This is a genomic window from Desulfitispora alkaliphila (genome assembly GCF_050433185.1).
GTDB classification, from domain to species: Bacteria; Bacillota; Desulfitisporia; order Desulfitisporales; family Desulfitisporaceae; genus Desulfitispora; species Desulfitispora alkaliphila.
Genome location: NZ_JBNPXS010000029.1, coordinates 16,582 through 35,071, shown reverse-complemented (window position 1 = coordinate 35,071; position 18,490 = coordinate 16,582). Strand labels below are relative to the sequence as shown.

Annotated in this window: 22 protein-coding genes and 1 pseudogene; 18 read left to right on the top strand and 5 right to left on the bottom strand. The window is 39.6% G+C overall.

The window, feature by feature from the left end:
- Window positions 1–142 precede the first annotated feature (142 nt).
- From GGQ84_RS10860 to GGQ84_RS10845, 4 genes are read right to left on the bottom strand one after another with little or no spacing between them, the layout of a single operon-like run.
- Window positions 143–1,603, bottom strand: a complete 1,461-nt coding sequence (locus GGQ84_RS10860; protein WP_429162540.1) for a Na+/H+ antiporter NhaC family protein — start codon at window positions 1,601–1,603, stop codon at window positions 143–145.
- A gap of 12 nt (window positions 1,604–1,615) precedes the next feature.
- A complete protein-coding gene (locus GGQ84_RS10855) occupies window positions 1,616–2,662 on the bottom strand; it encodes an aldo/keto reductase (RefSeq protein WP_429162538.1) in 1,047 nt (348 codons plus the stop codon).
- 1 nt (window position 2,663) lies between these two features.
- Window positions 2,664–3,008, bottom strand: a complete 345-nt coding sequence (locus tag GGQ84_RS10850; RefSeq protein WP_429162536.1) for a TIGR04076 family protein — start codon at window positions 3,006–3,008, stop codon at window positions 2,664–2,666.
- A 60-nt stretch (window positions 3,009–3,068) separates the two neighbouring features.
- A complete protein-coding gene (locus tag GGQ84_RS10845) occupies window positions 3,069–3,236 on the bottom strand; it encodes a hypothetical protein (protein ID WP_429162534.1) in 168 nt (55 codons plus the stop codon).
- 257 nt (window positions 3,237–3,493) lie between these two features.
- On the opposite strand from GGQ84_RS10845, the gene GGQ84_RS10840 reads away from it, so the two are divergent.
- The 11 genes and pseudogenes from GGQ84_RS10840 to rbr all read left to right on the top strand — a co-directional run bounded on the left by GGQ84_RS10840 (window position 3,494) and on the right by rbr (window position 8,941).
- Window positions 3,494–3,655, top strand: a complete 162-nt coding sequence (locus tag GGQ84_RS10840) for a hypothetical protein (RefSeq protein ID WP_429162532.1) — start codon at window positions 3,494–3,496, stop codon at window positions 3,653–3,655.
- On the top strand, window positions 3,645–3,881 hold the full coding sequence (locus GGQ84_RS10835; protein WP_429162530.1) for a hypothetical protein: 237 nt from the start codon (window positions 3,645–3,647) through the stop codon (window positions 3,879–3,881). The genes GGQ84_RS10840 and GGQ84_RS10835 overlap by 11 nt, the downstream gene beginning before the upstream one ends.
- Before the next feature lie 101 nt (window positions 3,882–3,982).
- Window positions 3,983–4,312 carry an efflux RND transporter periplasmic adaptor subunit gene (locus tag GGQ84_RS10830; RefSeq protein ID WP_429162528.1) on the top strand — a complete coding sequence of 110 codons (330 nt, stop codon included), beginning with the start codon at window positions 3,983–3,985 and terminating at the stop codon, window positions 4,310–4,312.
- A gap of 8 nt (window positions 4,313–4,320) precedes the next feature.
- Window positions 4,321–5,053: pseudogene (locus GGQ84_RS10825) on the top strand (efflux RND transporter permease subunit).
- A complete protein-coding gene (locus tag GGQ84_RS10820; protein WP_429162545.1) occupies window positions 5,049–5,876 on the top strand; it encodes an efflux RND transporter permease subunit in 828 nt (275 codons plus the stop codon). The pseudogene GGQ84_RS10825 and the gene GGQ84_RS10820 overlap by 5 nt, the downstream one beginning before the upstream one ends.
- 65 nt (window positions 5,877–5,941) lie before the next feature.
- Window positions 5,942–6,559: a TetR/AcrR family transcriptional regulator gene (locus tag GGQ84_RS10815; protein ID WP_429162526.1), complete on the top strand. Its 618-nt coding sequence runs from the start codon at window positions 5,942–5,944 to the stop codon at window positions 6,557–6,559.
- A complete protein-coding gene (locus GGQ84_RS10810) occupies window positions 6,552–7,211 on the top strand; it encodes a 4Fe-4S binding protein (RefSeq protein ID WP_429162524.1) in 660 nt (219 codons plus the stop codon). Before GGQ84_RS10815 ends, GGQ84_RS10810 begins: the two co-directional genes overlap by 8 nt.
- A gap of 92 nt (window positions 7,212–7,303) precedes the next feature.
- Window positions 7,304–7,483, top strand: coding sequence for a hypothetical protein (locus tag GGQ84_RS10805; RefSeq protein WP_429162522.1), 180 nt, complete (start codon window positions 7,304–7,306; stop codon window positions 7,481–7,483).
- On the top strand, window positions 7,464–7,574 hold the full coding sequence (locus GGQ84_RS10800; protein ID WP_429162520.1) for a magnesium transporter MgtE N-terminal domain-containing protein: 111 nt from the start codon (window positions 7,464–7,466) through the stop codon (window positions 7,572–7,574). Before GGQ84_RS10805 ends, GGQ84_RS10800 begins: the two co-directional genes overlap by 20 nt.
- Window positions 7,561–7,998: a magnesium transporter gene (locus tag GGQ84_RS10795; protein WP_429162518.1), complete on the top strand. Its 438-nt coding sequence runs from the start codon at window positions 7,561–7,563 to the stop codon at window positions 7,996–7,998. The genes GGQ84_RS10800 and GGQ84_RS10795 overlap by 14 nt, the downstream gene beginning before the upstream one ends.
- A 280-nt stretch (window positions 7,999–8,278) precedes the next feature.
- Window positions 8,279–8,941: a rubrerythrin gene (gene rbr, locus GGQ84_RS10790; RefSeq protein WP_429162516.1), complete on the top strand. Its 663-nt coding sequence runs from the start codon at window positions 8,279–8,281 to the stop codon at window positions 8,939–8,941.
- Between the two features lie 44 nt (window positions 8,942–8,985).
- Here rbr and cooS read toward each other — a convergent pair whose 3' ends face one another.
- Entirely contained in the window at window positions 8,986–11,115 is a 2,130-nt protein-coding gene (gene cooS, locus GGQ84_RS10785) for an anaerobic carbon-monoxide dehydrogenase catalytic subunit (protein ID WP_429162514.1), read from the bottom strand.
- A 170-nt stretch (window positions 11,116–11,285) separates the two neighbouring features.
- Here cooS and GGQ84_RS10780 point away from each other — a divergent pair, with 170 nt between their 5' ends.
- From GGQ84_RS10780 to GGQ84_RS10750, 7 genes are all read left to right on the top strand, one after another.
- Entirely contained in the window at window positions 11,286–11,735 is a 450-nt protein-coding gene (locus GGQ84_RS10780; protein ID WP_429162512.1) for a DUF2507 domain-containing protein, read from the top strand.
- 14 nt (window positions 11,736–11,749) lie between these two features.
- A complete protein-coding gene (locus GGQ84_RS10775) occupies window positions 11,750–12,388 on the top strand; it encodes an HD-GYP domain-containing protein (protein ID WP_429162510.1) in 639 nt (212 codons plus the stop codon).
- Between the two features lie 6 nt (window positions 12,389–12,394).
- Window positions 12,395–13,234, top strand: coding sequence for a sensor domain-containing diguanylate cyclase (locus GGQ84_RS10770; RefSeq protein ID WP_429162508.1), 840 nt, complete (start codon window positions 12,395–12,397; stop codon window positions 13,232–13,234).
- A gap of 123 nt (window positions 13,235–13,357) precedes the next feature.
- On the top strand, window positions 13,358–14,050 hold the full coding sequence (locus tag GGQ84_RS10765; protein ID WP_429162506.1) for a hypothetical protein: 693 nt from the start codon (window positions 13,358–13,360) through the stop codon (window positions 14,048–14,050).
- A gap of 128 nt (window positions 14,051–14,178) precedes the next feature.
- Entirely contained in the window at window positions 14,179–14,715 is a 537-nt protein-coding gene (hpt, locus tag GGQ84_RS10760) for a hypoxanthine phosphoribosyltransferase (RefSeq protein WP_429162543.1), read from the top strand.
- 12 nt (window positions 14,716–14,727) lie between these two features.
- Window positions 14,728–16,260, top strand: a complete 1,533-nt coding sequence (guaA, locus tag GGQ84_RS10755) for a glutamine-hydrolyzing GMP synthase (protein WP_429162504.1) — start codon at window positions 14,728–14,730, stop codon at window positions 16,258–16,260.
- A gap of 190 nt (window positions 16,261–16,450) precedes the next feature.
- The gene (locus tag GGQ84_RS10750) at window positions 16,451–18,457 is read left to right on the top strand and encodes a methyl-accepting chemotaxis protein (RefSeq protein ID WP_429162502.1); all 2,007 of its coding nucleotides are present in this window, start codon (window positions 16,451–16,453) and stop codon (window positions 18,455–18,457) included.
- Window positions 18,458–18,490: the final 33 nt, after the last annotated feature.

Below are 18,490 nucleotides of genomic sequence, written 5' to 3'. Positions count from 1 at the left end.
CTCCTGTAATTGGTTATTTTGTGGTGATTTAATTATATTACAGTTGGATCCACTATGGATTTTTTTATTAGTTCAACTTCATTTTACAATGAAGCCTGCATTTATTCCGCTAATATCGAAGAAAAAATAAAATTATTTCAACCTAATTATAATTTAGGGGTTTATTTGACAAATTGTACTCTGACTCAGAAATTGACTTGCCTTCAGCTCCTTCATATTCACGACCCCATCCCGTTACAATCGAAAAGAGCAGTACGAAAAACAATGAAATACTGTAAAACATACTCATACTAACCTGTAATATCGGAACCGGTTCTATGAAATCGTATCCTTGAGTTAGTATCGCTCCGATAAATACAAACACACTTATAAATGGTACTGCCAAGACAATGGCGTTTGCAAATCCGTCAAGTAAGTTGGCTCGTCGGTAAGGATGCAGCCCCACCCGTTTTCCAAGCTCGTTTTGCACTTTTCCGAAGGTGGCCATGGAAGCGCTCGTTACTCCGCCGAAAATTAGCGTAGTCAACGTGATTCCAAGCATCATCGCCAATTCCGTTCCTCTAACAGTTCGACCCATTTTGCTAGAGTAAATTCCGTTGGTGATTCTCTCAAGGGCTCCTGCGCCATTTAATACACCCATAATTCCGTATACGGAAAGAACCAAAATTACTGTTCCCATAATGTAGCTAACTCCGTCCGAAAGAAATCCTACCGGAGAACCGTTCTCTACTGACAGTACATCTTCTACTCCGATGATTTGAAAACCAAGGCCGGTTACCGTTCCCAAAATAATTCCCACAGTAATTGCCAAATAGATGTTTCGCGTTAGGACTGCTACCGCTAACATCGCGCCTACCGGTATCAACATCACTAATGTGGAGGGGTTCATGTTTTCCGTAAGGATCTCAGACGCTCCGGTTCCTACTGTTCCCCCACCACCGAAAATCCCGAATAGAAGTAAGGAAAAACCGCCTGCCACCAGTGCAAATTTCAATCTTGAAGCCACACATCCTCCGATTTCCGCAAAGCCTTCCTTTTTCGTGTACTCCTGGGTCCCTGCAGAAATGATCGTCGTATCGGAAACCGGGGCGATGTTATCCCCGAAAATACCGGCGCTGACGATGGCTCCTGCTAATACCGCAGGATCGCTTCCAAGTAAAACCCCTGCCGGATAAAAGATCGGAAAACAGGTAAACATCGTACCGATGGACGATCCTGTCGCCGTACTGATCATTGCGACAGCAAGAAAAGTAAATGCCGTAAACAATCCTCCACTTACGCCGACGTTGTCTGCAAGCCATACAAACCCTGTAGAAAGATTGGTAATTTTAATCAACTGAGAAAAAATCCCTATGATTAATAACAACACGGCAATGGGTACTGCTTTTTTGACTCCGTCATATACAGCGTCCCAAAACCGTTCGTAGTGTCCTTTTTTTGTAAACAGTGCTCCAACGAGCAAGGCAACCAATGCTCCCATTCCGAGGGCATGCATTTCAAAGGCTTTAAAAACAATAAAGTATAGAACACAGAAAAACAGAAAGATTAACACAGGGACGAAAGCTACAATAAAGCCTCCTCGAAACTCCAACTTTTTCTCCATAAGATCACATCCTTATTCTTCGTTTAAATTCATCTTCATAATGTTTTGAAACTTCGAACCTACGGTTCGCTCTAACTCGAAGGGTTCTCCCTCTAAAATGGGATACGATTGCAAAAACTGTCCAATCTCTTGCACATCTTCTTGTTCTAAGTGGAAAGCGAAAATACGGCTGTTTGATTGAACGTGTCGGCTGTTTCGCACACCGATAATGCTTGCTGCTATGCCTGGTTGGCTTAAGATGTATTTTGTAGCTATGTGGGGAATTTGCACCCCGTGTTTTTTTGCAATTTTATTTAAAAGGGTTAATAATTTTTGGAAGCCCTCTAACCCTAAGGTTTCTTCGATAACCTGCAGGTATTTCACTTGAGAGCGTGTCTCCAGCTCAAGGGATGTTTTCCTGAGGTATTTCTCTGAAGTTAATCCTCCCGATAATGTCCCGTAGCACAATTGGTGGATTCCCTCGCTCTGGCAATAAGATTGAAGGCTTTTTTCGATGCGTCGGTCAAATACTGAGTACTGACTTTGGGAAGAAACTATAGGTATACCGGCATCCACAAGTTTTTTTAGATGTTTTGTATCGAAGTTCGTGACTCCGATATGGCGTATTTTACCCTTTTTCTTCAGTTCCTTCAGGTGGTATGCTGTTTCTACGTATTTCGGCACATCGTAGTCCCACCAGTGAAACTGCACCAGGTCTAAGGCTTCCTGATTGAGTCGCTTCAAACTTCTGTCGATGATTTTTTCCGTGTAGTTAAAATTCACTTCTTTTAGCAGGTTGATGTCTGGCACATACTTCGTGTGAATCTGAACATCTTTCGGAGACAGGGTGCTATTATTTTTAAGTTCTTGTAAAAAAGATCCTAAGAATTCTTCCGCTCCGGTGTAGATATCCGCACAGTCGAAAGTTGTAAATCCACGCTCCACAAGTTCGTGGAAAGCCGTCATTACATCTTGCATATCGAGTTTTTCTTTTAGGCTGTGTCCTTGTGACAATTGCCAACATCCGTTTATGACTCTGCTTATTGTATAATCTTTTGTTAGTTCCAGTCGTTCTACCATTTTATCCCTCTCCCTTATGTATTGGTTCTACAGTGCATTCGGAATGGCTAAACTCCTTTGTATCGATACGAGTAATTTTAAATACGGCCCCACAGTTAGGATCTGGGCAGGCGATGACGCTGTCGGACAACATCCAATCGTTTGGGTGAAGCATCCGTTGTTTAGCCGGCAACAGCGGAAGAATTGAACTTAGTGCGTACATAGAAAACGAATTATTTTCTGGAAAGATAATGTCTTCTCCGATAACTAAAAAATAGTCACCAGCGTTATGTCCGCATACCATCGGTTTATCCGTTTCAATAACCTCAACCCTTAAGTTGTATAAAGTAAATGTGTCATTCATCATTATTCCTCCTCCTGTTGTCTCTTTACTAGAAATAAAAAAACACCTGCCCTTGAATACGATTCAAGGGCAGGTGTAAAAACCTGCGGTGCCACCTTGTTTGGCATGCGTAAACATGCCCTCTTTGTAGGATGCCATCACACCCTTAGTCCTGTAACGCTGACTTTGCGTCTTAGCTACTCGATCGCTCTTTCGCTTCGCCCTTTGAGGCCCACTTTTCTGCCACATCATCTGTCCGGCTCCCACCATCCCGGATTCTCTGTGAGACTGTTAACAGTTTTACTCCCTCATCAACGGTTTATGGAATTATAACATGTTAAATTTGTTTTTTGCAAGTCTTTTTATTCTTTTTTTTTATTCAATAGGAGTGTGCCCAGCTAAACTACGTCTTGCTTGACAAATATCGGCTTGTAAATAAAACTTGCTTCTGTTAAGATATAAATGAATGAGGCCTCATTCAGAAAACATGAACAAGGAGGGGGAAGGAATTGAAAAAGATATTTATTCTAATTGGTCTCATAGTCATAGCCTTATTGGCGGGGTGCAGTGGAGGGGGAGAAGATAAAATTCAACTAACAGCAGTAGAAGTTGAGGGTATTACTACTGGCTACATAAACAACGGGCTAGCAGTAAGTGGGGTTGGAAAATAGTGATTTACAGGCTCAGGTTAAACAGGCTCAGGCCGCTTTGCAAATGGCTGAGGCTCAATTGGCAGAAGCCCAATCAGGAGCCCGACCTCAGGAAATAGAGCAGACTAAAAGTGTTGTGAGACAGACAGAGTTAAAGTATAATACTGCATTAGACAACTATGAGCGAATGAATAACCTTATGAAGAAGGAGCTATTTCTCTGCAACAGTATGAAATTAGCAAATTAGACTTTGAAATAGCAGAGGAGCAACTGGAGAGTGCACGAGAAAAACTAAGCCTGCTAAAGGCCGGGGCTAAAGAGGAAACAATTGCAACTTTGGTTGCACAGGTGGCTCAAACAGAAGCAGCTTTAGATTACGCAAGAAGTCAGTTAGATAATAGCATACTTACTGCACCATTTGCAGGTGTGGTGGCCTCAAAAAATGTGGAAGTGGGAGATATGGTAAATGCCAATACTCCAATTTGTAAAATAACAGACAACGACAAATTGTTTGTGGAAGCTTATGTGTCGGATCGGGTTATAGGTTATTTAGAAGTGGGTGATATGGTTGAGGTGCAGACTGATGTAATGGAAAGTAAAGCCTACTCAGGTTTCATAACCAGGATAGCTCCTGCGGCAGATGATGCAAGAAAGTCATTTTTTGTGGCCTTAGTGTAAATCAAGTTATGCAAACTATCCAACAGGAAAGCTTAAATTTATCTGTGGGGGAAGTGAGCCAAGGTTCTAGGGACTTATTAGTGAGAACTTTGGGTGAATTTAACAATCTTCGAGAAATAGAAGAAATTATTTTCAGTCTACCCCAAGGAGGCAGTGTAAGGCTTGAAGATTTTGCTCAGGTCAAAGACACTTATGAGAAAGAAACCATAATAAATAAAATGGATGGGGAGAGGAGTATTGGCATTCTAGTTTACAAACAATCTGATGCTAATACTGTTCAAGTAGCCGATGATATTCACGGGGAATTGGAAACATTAAGGAAAGAGCTAGCAGATGCAGAAATCAAAACAGCGTTAGATGGTTCAGAATTTATCAAAAGCTCTATTAAAACTTTAGCACAGACAGCTAGTGTGGGGGCTTTGATGGCGATCATAGTGTTATACTTCTTTTTGCGAAGCTGGAGAAGCACCTTGATTATTGGTTTGGCCATTCCCTTAGCGGTTGTTTCAACTTTTAATCTCCAATGCCATAGTGGTTCTAGAGAATATTTACAGGCACAGGAGGCAAGGTGAAGACTTTGTGGAGGCAGCAAAAATTGGCTCTGGAGAGGTGGCCAGTGCCATAATCGCAGCTACACTGACCACTGTGATTGTATTTTTACCCCTTATATTCGTGGAGGGAATAGCATCTCAATTATTTACGCCCTTAGCCAGTTTATCGGGCTCAGGGAGAGGAAATTGATATTCGAATCCAGTACAGCGATTGGATCACTGAAAGCCAGGAAGGGTTAAAACAAGTTTCGGTTGTTTCTCAGCACGGAACCAAAGTGCCCATAGGGGAGCTAATAGATTCTAACCTGGGTACAGGTCCCACAACTATTTTTAGAGAAAATCAAACCCGAATGGCCTTTGTAACTAGTGATATTGTGGGTAGAGATTTGGGCTCGGTAATAGCTGATATAGAAGCGGGAATAGAAGATTTAATTATACCCGAGGGATATGAGATTGAATTCGGGGGCGAAACCCAAGATATGCAGGATTCGTTTAAAAGTTTAGCATTGGCTTTAATACTGGCACTTTTCTTTGTGTATATGATTATGGCAGCCCAGTTTGAGTCTTTAATAAATCCTTTGGTTATAATGTTTACCCTGCCTTTGACCTTTATTGGAATTGTGTTTGCGCTGGTAATAAGTGGTAGATCTTTAAGTGTCCCTGCTTTAATTGGAGTAATTATGCTGGCGGGTATCGCAGTGAATAACGGCATTGTGTTAGTAGATTATATTAATTTATTGCGAAGTAAGGGGATGGGACGAAAAGAAGCAGTGATAGAAACTGGAGTGACTAGAATTAGACCTGTTTTAATGACCACCATTACTACAGTTATGGGTCTATTGCCCTTGGCCTTAGGATTAGGAGAGGGAGCTGAGACTCAAGCCCCTATGGCTACTGTTGTAGTTGGAGGGTTGACCTTCTCTGCTATAGTTACCTTGGTATTAATTCCGGTTATGTACACCCTGCTTGATGATGCGTCCACCAAGGTAAAGGATTGGTTCGAAACCTTGTAAAAACACCTTAATTTTGCTAAGATGCAAATGAGTGAAACCTCATTTTAAGGAAGGGGAGTATTCTAATGGCAAGAATAAGAGATGAATACACTAAGAAAGAGCAAATCAGAGAGGCAGCCATAAGCGTTATTGCTAAAGACGGGTTCCATACTGCCAGTACTGATAAAATAGCTGCCAAAGCAGGGATTTCTGTAGGAACTATTTATAATTACTTTAAAAATAAAAGTGATATCTTGGATTATATCTTCCAAGTAGAGTATGAAAAAAGAGCTGCCTTCTTCAAAAATTTGCAGGAACAAAAGGACACTCATCCTACAGAAAAAATTACTGCAATCTTAAATATGCACTTTAAGCGTGTGAGTGAAAATCCAGATCTAATAAAGGTAGTTTTAGAGGAAATGAGGTTTTCGCAGAGCGCATATTTTAAGCAGTACGGTAGGAAAAATGGTTTTCAGAAGTTTCTAGCCGAAATCATTCAAGATGGGATAAAACAAGGAAAGATACGGAAATGCAATCCAGAGATTGTGGCCTTGACTCTTTTTGGATTTATTGAGGCGATGATGAAACAGTATATATATCAGTTAACAGAAGAAGGATCCTCAGATGTGTTTGCCCATGCAGTAGAGGAAATCAATGCATTGATTTGGCAGGGGCTAGTTGTGGAAGGTGAACCTAATGACTGATAAACGCAAGATTGTGCAGGTAATCAGCTTAATAGTGTTTACTGCGTTAGTCTTTATGGGAAAAATGCAGCTCTGGTTGTTTATAATTGGACTAGGCTTGATTACAACTATTGGGTTGGGGCGACTTTATTGTGGTTGGTTTTGTCCTATTAATACAGTAATGATGGGAGTAGAAAAAATAAAAGGTAAGGTGGGTAAAACAGACAAGGAAGCACCAGATTGGGTTACTGCACCAGCCCTAAGGTGGGGCCTTTTGGCTGTTACCATAGGGTGGATAGTTTTTTCATCGAAAAAAGGTTTAGAGGCTAACACCTTAGTATACTTAATTGCAATAGGAGCAGGGATTTCATTTATTTATTCGCAAAGACTTTGGCACAGGTTTTTATGTCCTTTTGGTACATTATTCACCATTCCTGCTCGCTTTTCTCTTTTTAAAATCAGATTAGATCAAGAGCGCTGTGTTTCTTGTAATTTTTGTAGCAAAGTATGTCTAGGAGAGGCAATAAGTATTGGGGATAAGCAGCAGAAGCCAACTATTGATACAAAGGAATGTTTAGAGTGTTTTGAGTGTCTAGAACATTGTCCGAAAAAGGCTATATTTTTTTCAAATAAAATGAATGAAAACTCATTCAAAGACAATTTATCTTTATAGCTCAATTTAATACTACGCTGAAACTATATAGCCAAATAGTGAGGGAACTGGAGTAACTATGCTATTTCCGCTTATGTGGGCAGTTTACCACGGTGAAATACTTTATTCAGCTAACCGGTGAATATATCGGTTGGCACTCCACTCCTGGAGACCCAATTGATCAATTTATGGAGAGCGGAAAAACTATATATGTTGAAGGTATTCGACAGTCGCTAGAAACAGATGAATACTTTTTATTTGTTTATATTCGGAATGATGAAGGCTACTACTGATGATAAGGCCCTTAAAGTAATATCTGGTTTAGCCCCAGACGATAGAGTTAGATTATTGGATGAGCTTCCTGCGAGGGTTGCAAAAAAGTGATCTCTTAGCAGTACCAGTAGTAGACAGTGAAAACAGATTGGTAGGTATTGTTACAATAGATGATGCTATGGACATATTAGACGATGAAGCTACAGAAGACATATATAAAAAATCAGGTATAACCTTGTTTCAAAAACGAGAAGAAACTAAAAGTGCTACTTTAATCAGCGGCTCTCTAATGGATGTTTGGAAAGTGAGAATACCTTTTCTGATTATCACAATGATTGGAGGATTACTAGCTGGTGGTGTTATTGATCTATTTGAAGAAACACTAGAGGCAGTTGTTGCCTTAGCTATCTTTATCCCAGTAATTATGGATATGGGTGGAAATGTGGGAACTCAATCCTCAACAATTTTCACAAGGGCTTTTGTACTTGGGCAAATTAACTTGGATAAATTTACGGCCCAGTTATTACAACGATAAAAGATATTACCGGACTGACAATTTACTTTTTCCTAGCGCAGCAATTTTTAGCACATATGTTATAAAGATAATTAGCTATTAACTAAGTAATAGCATCTACAAGGTAGCAGGCATGCATAGAAACTAACTATCCATGCCTGCCTTTATTTAAATACCCAAATCCAGCCGGCCACTAAATCGCTGCTAAAAAGCATCGAATTTTAGATACAGTATTGTGCTGGGAAAACATAAGAAGTATAATTGATTTAATATAAATACAAAATCACAGGGGGAGAGTAAGATGGTTAAATATCGATGTACAGTATGCGGTTATATCCACGAAGGAGAGTTAACAGAAGATTTTAAATGCCCAAGGTGTAAACAACCGGCTTCAGTTTTTGAAAAAATAGAGGAAGAAAGTACAAGCAAAAATGTATATGCGGGTACTAAAACAGAAAAGAACTTAATGGAAGCTTTCTCTGGAGAAAGTCAAGCGAGAAACAAGTACACATATTTTGCAGCTATTGCTCAAAAGGAAGGATATGAGCAACTGGCTGAAACTTTCCTATTAACAGCGCGAAACGAACAAGAACACGCCCGTATTTGGTTTGAAGAACTTGGCAAGCTAGGGAATACAGCTGAAAATCTATTGCAGGCTGCTGAAGGCGAAAATTATGAATGGACTGATATGTATGATCGCTTTGCTAAAGAAGCAGAGGAAGAGGGCTTTAGTGAATTAGCTGAAAGATTTCGCAAGGTTGGTGCTATTGAGAAAGCCCATGAAGAACGCTACCGAGCTCTATTAGATAATGTGAAAAAACAAATAATTTTTGAAAAAAGCGAAGACACCAATTGGGAATGTCGAGTCTGTGGACACCTTTTAAATGATAAAAAGGCACCAGAATTTTGCCCTGTATGTAAATTCTCACAAAGCTACTTTGAAGTTAGAAAAGAAAACTATTAATAATAGGAGCGACGCTTCTTTTCTTTCCATAAATTCTAATATTATTAATTTAACCCTAATTCTTTTCGCTTTTGTTCTATGTGATCTACATATATCTGTACAGTTTTTTCCGCATCCATTTCTACTACCACTTTACCTAAACCTAAGGTTTCAGTAGTTTCTGTCAGTGTTTTTACCACTACATCACTGCCGGTAATAGATGGGACTGGGGCAACATGTACTAACCATCCTAGTGCTACCGCTGTGCAGGCATCTGCCACTGCCTTTTGCTCAAGATACTCAGGTGCCCCTATTACTAACGGCAATTTGTTGGTGTCTACTTGTAATGCATCAGCTAACTCCATAGCTGTATGGGTCATTTTCCCTATATCTACACAGGCACCATAAGATAACACCGGCGGGATGCCCAGTTGTTGGCAAACTGTCTTTAGACCGTCGCCACACTCTTCTGCTGCCTTTGGATCTGTTAACCCAGTATACTGCATGACACTGGATGTACAACCTCCTGACAGTACTAAAATATTGTTTTCAATTAAGCCTTTAGTGATTTTGAAGATATTGCTGCCACCTTGTCCATAGCGGGCAGTGGTACAGCCTACAATAGTGGCAATTCCTCTAATATTGCCATTGGCAATCTGGTCAATTAGCGGCTTTAAACTGCCGCCTAGTGCTTTCACTACCGATTCAGTGCTGAAACCGACCATGCAATCAGATACGTGAGGTGGAATATATGTCTTTCTATTCTCTGACTTTCTAGTCTTAAAAGATTCTATTGCCATAGATAATGCTTTTTCTGCTTGTTCCTTCATTTTCTCAGGAACAAAGTCCAGAGTATCCGTTCCCTGAAGCTTGATTACCGGATGAGTACTCAGTAGCTTTGTCCCAAACTTTTTAGCATATATGGGCATGGTAGGCACTGTACAGTTGTAGTCGAACATAAACATGTCAACTACTCCTGTAGCTAGTAAATACTCTTGAGATAACCATTCACCTTCTTGACCACCAAAGGCAGTCTGGTTATGCATTCCTTCATAGTTGATTAGCTGTTGTCCTTCACATACGTGACCTAAGATTTGAATGCCTTCTGCTCCCGCATCCTTAGCCTTTTGTTGCCATTCATCGGTAGAAGCCAAATCTATTGCTATATGAGCTAACAATGGCATATGACCATTAGTTATCACGTTGATTTTATTATCGCTCAATAAGCCCATATTTTGCTTTTTCTTAGCAATTTCTTGGGTGCCCATCAGTATTTCTTGGACGATATCCAGCATAAACAGTCCTTGATATTCATTGGCAATCCCTAAGCGAACTGATCGCAACAGAAATTCTACTGGATCAGAAGTAAAGTTTGTCATACACTGGGTTTGAGAATAGGCTACCTCACTATAACCTCCTCCAGGGAATAAGCCTAGCTTGCGCCATAATTCTTTTCTTTGAGTAGGTGCAAAGGCTTCTACAGTTTTAGATTCCACATGATGGGGGGCATGGATATCATTTATTACCCACTCAGCAAAAGCTACAGCTAACTTCTCTATAGGTTGATTAGCATCTAAACCAGCCATATCAGCGTATTTTTTTAACTTCTCAGGATCACGAATTTTAAGCCCGCTTTCAGGATGCTCTCCTGCTGCTTTCAAAGTTCTTGCAGCCTGATGACAGTGAAATATGTTAGCGGAGGTACCGATAGTCACATGACGGTACATGAAGTTTCTTGCAACCATTGTATGGGCATCCACACCACAAACACCCCGTGGAGATTTTTTACTTATTCTACAAGGTCCATTGGCGCAAAGCTGACAGGATAATCCCTCTACACAAAACTTACACTGGGTGGGCTGCTGCTCCTTAAACCTGTCAAAAACATTGGTCATGCCCACATCGTGAACTACTTGGTACATCTCCCGCATTGCTGGGTCTACGATAATATTTAAGGGGTAGCCTTCTTTAGATTGATCATCTTTTTTGATATGCTCTCGTTGCCATTGATGTACCTGCTCCATAGAAGGCGACTTTTCAATATTCTGATAGTCTACCTGGTAGCCATGAACATCTCCATGCACTTCAGGGTCATTAAAATCTTTATTAGTTAAATCTGCTGCAAAAGTCTTGTTGTCTCCCCGCATTCTCTCGGCACTTTCTTCATAAGACTTTTCGATATCTTTGTCGGACATTTAACAGCCTCCCTTTAAAGATTAATTCTTACATTATTTATTATTTCTTGCAGAAGATTCTTTATTCTACTAAAAGCTTTTTTGTCTTATGTATTATTTGTTACAGTTTTCCATAACTGTTAGCAGTATAATGGTATAAAACCAGGATGTTTAAAAGGGAGGGTGAATTTATGGAAAAAGTTAATTTATCTGACTTAGGGAGTATTACCAGACCAACGCTAGGCTCTCATGTGCCACTAGATACATTCAGGTTGCTACGCCTAATTGGAATGCAAGAAATATTAGGAGAGAGTACTGGGCCCACTTTGTATATGGTAGGTAAGCGCGTAGGAAAAGAACTTAACCTAAGGACATTGGATGAGTTTTTGATATTTGTAAAAAAGTACAAAATCGGCATACCTAAGGTAACAAGAATTGATAATACAATTCTAATAGTTCAAGTGCAAGAATGTATGACATGCGCAGGATTGCCTGATTTAGGTAAACTATTTTGTGATTTTGAAAGTGGACTAATTGCAGGAGCTATGGAAGCTATTTATAACAAAAATACTAAGTCTACGCAAACAAAGAGCTTTTCTAATGGTGACGGTTATTGTGAATTTGAAATATTTTTTTACTAAAGGTGGAGATATTTATGTTTCTAACGCCTAAATACAATGAAATACAAGAAGAGCTTAGAGAATCTAAATCACTAGCCAATGTTAAAGAAAAGCTCTTATTATTACATATTGAAGCTCTTGTGCGCACTCTAGAGGCTAAGGACGAGTATACTTGTGGTCACTCGGAAAGGGTAGCTGAATACGCAATAAAAATAGCAAAACACATAAATTTAGCTGAAGAAGAAATAAACAATATTCGCTTAGCCGCATCTCTACACGATTTAGGTAAAATTGGTATTAAAGATGATATTCTAAATAAGAACGGGCCATTAACCCAAGAAGAGTTTAATACAATTAAATTACATCCCAATATTGGTGCAAAAATTCTTCAACCAATTGCACCAGTAAAACAGTTAATTCCATATATCCAACATCATCACGAGCGATATAATGGTACGGGTTATCCTGATGGCCTCTCAGGCGATGAAATCCCTTTAGGTGCTAAGATAATTGCCATTGCGGACACCTATGATGCAATGACATCAGATAGACCTTATCGGAAGGCGTTAAGCGAAGAAGTAGCTTTAAAAGAGATTGAGAAAAATTCGGGCACGCAATTTGATCCCAAATTAGTAGAGGCATGGCTAGAACTACAAGATGTAAATGTGAGGTGAAAACATATGAACAACCAAAAGCTCTCTGAAACCTTAATTAATAAAATAATCCATGATATAGATGTAGGGGTTACCCTAGTTAATTTAAACGGAGAAATTGTTTATGCAAATCCGGAAAGCGAAAAATTATTAGGGATAAAGAAGGATGAGCAAGGAAATATGTACAACATCATTAACTGTCATCCAGATAATCTAAAAGAAAAATTTCAAGAGAAGCTGCAGCAGAAAAATATGCCTAAACGCTCTTGGCATCGCACTATTCATAGCTGTGGACGCTGGGTTAAGAGTCAGCTTTCCATGGTTTCGTTACCCGAGTTTCAAGGTGTGATAGTTATCAGTAGAGATGCCACAGAAGAAGTTACACTAAAGCAGGAGCTAGAAAAAGCTCATCAAAAACTACAATATAAATACCAAACAGTTAAGGAAATGGCTATTACCGATGGTCTCACAGGACTCTATAACAGGCAATATATGAAGCAACTAATTAGTGGTGTAATTAAAATTGATACAGAGCTTTCTGGAGTTCTGGTAATAGATATAAATAAATTTAAGCAAATTAATGATGAGTACGGTCACGCTGAAGGCGATAAAATCCTACAACAAACGGCTAATATTCTAAAAAAATCGATTCGTAAAGATACTGATATTGCCATTCGCTATGGTGGAGACGAATTCTTACTTTTATTACCAGGATGTAGTGAGGATAAGACAAAGCAGATAAAAAATAGAATAACCAGTCTTGTGAACACCTGGAATAAGAATAGCACATCTTCTTCACCAAAGCTTGACTTAGCAATTGGTTATACTTCTGGAAAAACTGATGATTTACACAAACGGCATCAATAGTAAGCCTATCTATTTGTAAAATAGTTGCAGAAGGGACAGTGTTCTAACATAAATTTCCAGTAATAACAATTCTTCTGCTTCATAGAAATTAGATGAAGCTAGTGAAGCAGGAGGCGAGGGATTTTGCTAGATAAATTAAATTTTAAGTTTAACTGGAAAATTGCACTTGCGGGGATACTGGTTATTATTTTAGCTGTGGCAGGTGTTGCAATTTATAAGGAGCAGACCAAAGTTATACCTGAAGAACTTATGACGGAGACCCTTGAAAGAACAACTGGGGCTAAGAGCTATAGGTATTCAGTAAAATTAAGTATGGTTAGTGATGGCAAGGAGCACCTTTGGACTGATATTGAGGGAATAAAGGCCAATGAAACTGATTTTCATATTAAAGGCAATATGTATGAAACTGATGTGGAGATTTATCAATTTGAGGACATTACATATCAGAGAGATCCTGTGTCTGATAAGTGGATGGAATTTCCCAACACAGTGACAGATATGGAAGTAATGATGGCGGAAATAAACCCGATGAGTAACTTTAACTTTACTCAGCTTAGTGAGATAGAATACCACGGTATTGAAAAGGTAAGTGGAAACAAAATGTATGTGTTAACCTGCGAACCTGACATTAACAATGAATTATTAGAGCTATATTGGGAAGACTTTACTTATCGCTTATGGGTAGATAAAGGTTCTAAGAAAATATCTATAGCTGAGATAAAGGCCTTTAATATTCAAAACCCGAACAATTATCTGATTTTCAATATTAATTTATGGGATTTTGACAAGAAGGTAGATTTGGAAAAACCTAAATAAAGTATAATGTTAAAGCTCTTTTGTCTAAGAGACAAGGGGGCTTTTATATTGACATAATGTACGCTGACTGATATAATCAAAAGAAAATTTTTGTCGAAAAAAATAAGTCATGAGAGGGGCAGATGGGTTTGCAAAAGGATATCGAAACTGTGCTGTTCTCACATGAACAGATAAAAGTAAGAGTTGATGAACTGGGAGACAGTATTTCCCGTGACTATAGAGGAAAAGATTTGTTGGTTGTGGGGATTCTAAAGGGTGCCTTTATCTTCATGGGAGATTTAGTTAGAGCCATAAAAATTCCTATAGAAACTGATTTCATGGCAGTTTCTAGCTATGGAGCATCCAGTGAATCATCAGGTGTTGTGAGGATTCTCATGGATTTAGAAAAAAGTATAGAAGGAAGGCATGTATTGATTGTGGAAGACATTGTGGACACAGGCCTTACTCTCAAGTATTTGATAGAAGCACTTAATTCTAGAAAACCCGCTAGTGTTAAGGTTTGCACATTTTTGGACAAGCCAGAGCGCAGACGGGTTGATGTGAAAGCTGAGTACAACGGATATGAAGTACCCGATGAGTTTCTAGTGGGATACGGCTTAGACTACAATGAGAAGTACAGAAACCTACCTTACATAGGAATATTAAAGAGAGAAGTTTACAGCTAGGGAGGAAGATAAATGCAACAAGAGACGATTTTGGTTATTGACTTTGGAGGGCAATATAACCAGTTAATTGCCCGCAGGATTAGAGAAGCAAATGTGTATTGTGAAATGATTTCGTATAAAACTCCAATTGAAGAAATAAAGGCAAAAAATCCAAAGGGGATTGTGCTAACTGGTGGGCCATCTAGTGTCTATGCAGAGGGAGCTCCTGGCTGTAGCGCTCAGCTATTTGAGATTGGAGTACCTGTACTAGGCATCTGCTATGGGATGCAGTTAATGGCGCACTTGCTTGGTGGAGATGTTAAGTCAGCTGTTCATCGAGAGTATGGAAAAACTCAAGTAACCTTGGATAACGATGCACTGATTTTTAAAGACCTTACTCCAGATCAGGTTTGCTGGATGAGTCATGGAGATCAAGTACTAGCTCCTCCGGAGGGTTTTGTTGTTACTGCTAAAACGGACAACGTTCCTGTAGCTGGTTTTGCCAATGCGGAAAAGGGCTTTTACGGAGTACAATTCCATCCTGAGGTTAAGCATACGCCTCAGGGACAAAAAATGCTAGGAAATTTTCTTTATGATATTTGTGGTTGCTCAGGGAAATGGACTATGGAATCACTAATAGACCAGTTGACTGATAAGATTAAGAAGCAAGTAGGAGACAAAAAGGTTCTCTGTGGTCTTAGTGGGGGAGTGGACTCCTCTGTTGCGGCTGTATTAGTGCACAGAGCAGTAGGAGATCAGCTTACATGTGTATTTGTGGATCACGGCCTAATGCGCAAGGATGAGGCGATTCAGGTAAAAGAAATCTTTACTGAAAAGTTTAACATGAACTTAGTATTTGTTAATGACGAAGCAAAGTTCTTAGAAAAGCTGAAAGGCGTAACTGACCCAGAAGCGAAGCGAAAAGTAATTGGCAATGAGTTTATCCGAACATTTGAGGCTGAAGCTGCAAAGCTAGGACAAGTGGACTTTTTGGTGCAGGGTACTTTGTACTCTGATGTAGTAGAAAGTGGCACGGAAACAGCGGCAGTGATAAAATCTCACCACAATGTGGGTGGATTGCCTGAGGATATGCAGTTTGAACTTGTAGAGCCACTGCGCGATTTGTTCAAGGATGAAGTGAGAAAGTTAGGAGAGGAACTGGGTATACCTGCTGAATTAGTTTGGCGACAGCCTTTCCCTGGTCCTGGACTAGGTATCCGCATCTTAGGTGAGGTAACTAAGGAGAAGCTGGACATACTTAGAGATGCAGACTTTATTGTAAGAGATGAAATTATAAAAGCAGGATTGGGTAAAGAGGTATGGCAGTACTTTGCAGTGCTTCCAGACATCAAGAGTGTTGGTGTTATGGGCGATGAGCGGACCTATGCTTATACTTTAATTCTACGAGCAGTAACCAGTGACGATGCCATGACGGCAGATTGGGCTAGATTGCCTTATGATGTTATGGAAAGTATCTCAAAGAGAGTGGTTAATGAACTGAGAGATATAAATAGAGTTGTATACGATATAACATCAAAGCCCCCTGGTACTATTGAGTGGGAGTAAAAAGTAATTAGCAATAAAGAAAAGTGGTTAGCTCCTTCCTTCAGGAAAGAGCTAACCACTTTTCTTTTGTATAATTTGTCGTAAAAAGCATTGCGCATATAGGAAGAAAGTACTAAAATAAATGTATACTTACTTCTGGCAACCTTTTAAGGTTGTTTTTAAGGTTATAAAAAGGAAGGAGTTTAGGGTGATGAAGTTAAATTTAGCTAAACGAATTGCAATGTATGTGGGAATTTTAATTATAATTGTATGTTTAGGGTTAGGGTTAACTACATATCAATTTAGTTCAAATACTCTAATCAGTGAAGCGGAAGATGCACTATTGCTTTTAGCAGAGGAAGGAGCTGAAAGTGTTGATGCTGTTATTCAGGGAAATCTTAATGTTATTGAGACTATAGCCAATAGAAGTGAAATACGAACTATGGACTGGGAACAGCAACTAGCTACTTTGCAGAATGAATTTTCGAGATTAGAGGAGCAGGGCTACTTAGGCCTAGGGGTTGTTACCCCTGATGGTACGGCCCGCTATGTTGATGGAACAGAAACATATTTAGGAGATAGAGAATATGTTCAACGAGCACTAGCAGGAGAAAGCAACGTTTCAGATGTACTAATTAGTAGAGTGACTGACGCAGCTGTGCTAATGTATGCTGCGCCAATTTATGATATGAGCGGGGAAGTAGGAGGAGTGTTGATAACCCGTCGTCCTGGATATGCCCTCAATGTAATTACCGATCGCATGGGCTATGGTGAGCAAGGATACGCTTACATAACCGGAGCTGATGGAACTATTTATGCTCACCCTGTTGGTGAACATATAATGAATAGAAGAAATGCCATAATAGAGGTGGAGACAGGAGGCAGTTTGCAAAATTGGGGACTGGCTGTGCAGGAACTAGGGCTAGGTAACTCGGGAGTAATTAGTTATGAATTAGATGGTGATGAAATGCATATTGGGGTTGCTACAATCCCTAGTACTGGCTGGAGTGTAGGTATTGTAGCTGCAGAAGATGAACTTCTAGCAAGCTTGGCTGATTTAAGAACGATTATTCTTATGGTATCCCTTGCCTTTCTTATATTAGGAATTTTAGTAGCTGTTTACATAGGCAATGTGATTGCAAAACCGATGAAGGCCTCTAGTCAATTTACTGCTAAAATGGTCTCTGGTGATTTGACACAAAATATTCCAGAAGAGTATTTGAACCGAAACGATGAAATTGGGGAGTTGACAAGTTCTCTGGCAACATTAAATCAAGGTTTCCGTAATACTATTGGGGAAATCCAAAATTCTGCACAAGAGCTAGCGTCTTCTAGCCAGCAGATGTCTGCCGTATCGGAGAACTCTTCAGCCAATATGAAAGAAGTATCCGCATCAACTGAAGAAATATCTGCAAGTCTAGAAGAAGTCTCTGCGGCTGCGGAGGAGATATCTGCTTCCAGTGAGCAAATGAATGCCTCAACTAGCGAGCTAGTAGGTAGCATGAAGCGAGGAAATCAGACGGCTAAAGAAATAGAAGCAAAGGCGTTAAAAGTTCAAGGAGAAGTAGAGGAAGGTCAGCAAAAAGCATTTGAAATTTATACAGAGTTAGACGCTCGGTTAAAAGTAGGCATTGAGAAAGCTAAAATAGTAGATCAGATTTCTAATATGGCTGACCAGATAGCTGACATTGCAGAACAGACAAATCTTTTAGCGCTCAACGCTGCTATAGAAGCTGCTAGAGCAGGAGAGCAGGGTAGAGGCTTTGCAGTGGTAGCTGAAGAAGTTAGAAAGCTTGCTACTAATTCAACCGAAACTGTGACAAGTATTCAAGACCTTACTGCCCAGGTTCAAGGAAACATTAGAACCCTAGTTGGAGATGCAAATCAGTTATTGCAATTTGTAACCACGGATGTAAATGAAGATTACAAAAAATTTCTAGAAACAGCAGAGGAATATAAAAATGACGCACATACCTTTTACACCATTACAGATCAAGCGGCCAGTATGGGGGAAGAAGTGTTGCATGCAGTAGGTGAAGTTACTCGCTCAATCAATGAAGTTACCGAGACTATAGGGCAGAGTGCTGAAGGTGCAGATCAAATAGCCTCAGGAACTAGCGATACTTCCAGTTCTATGGCAGAAATAAATGAGGCATCAGGTAGGCTTGCTAAAATGTCTGAGGATTTGAGTAAACTAATTAATCAGTTTAAAGTCTAATTAGTAAAACTGTAAAAGTGGTTGGCTATGGGA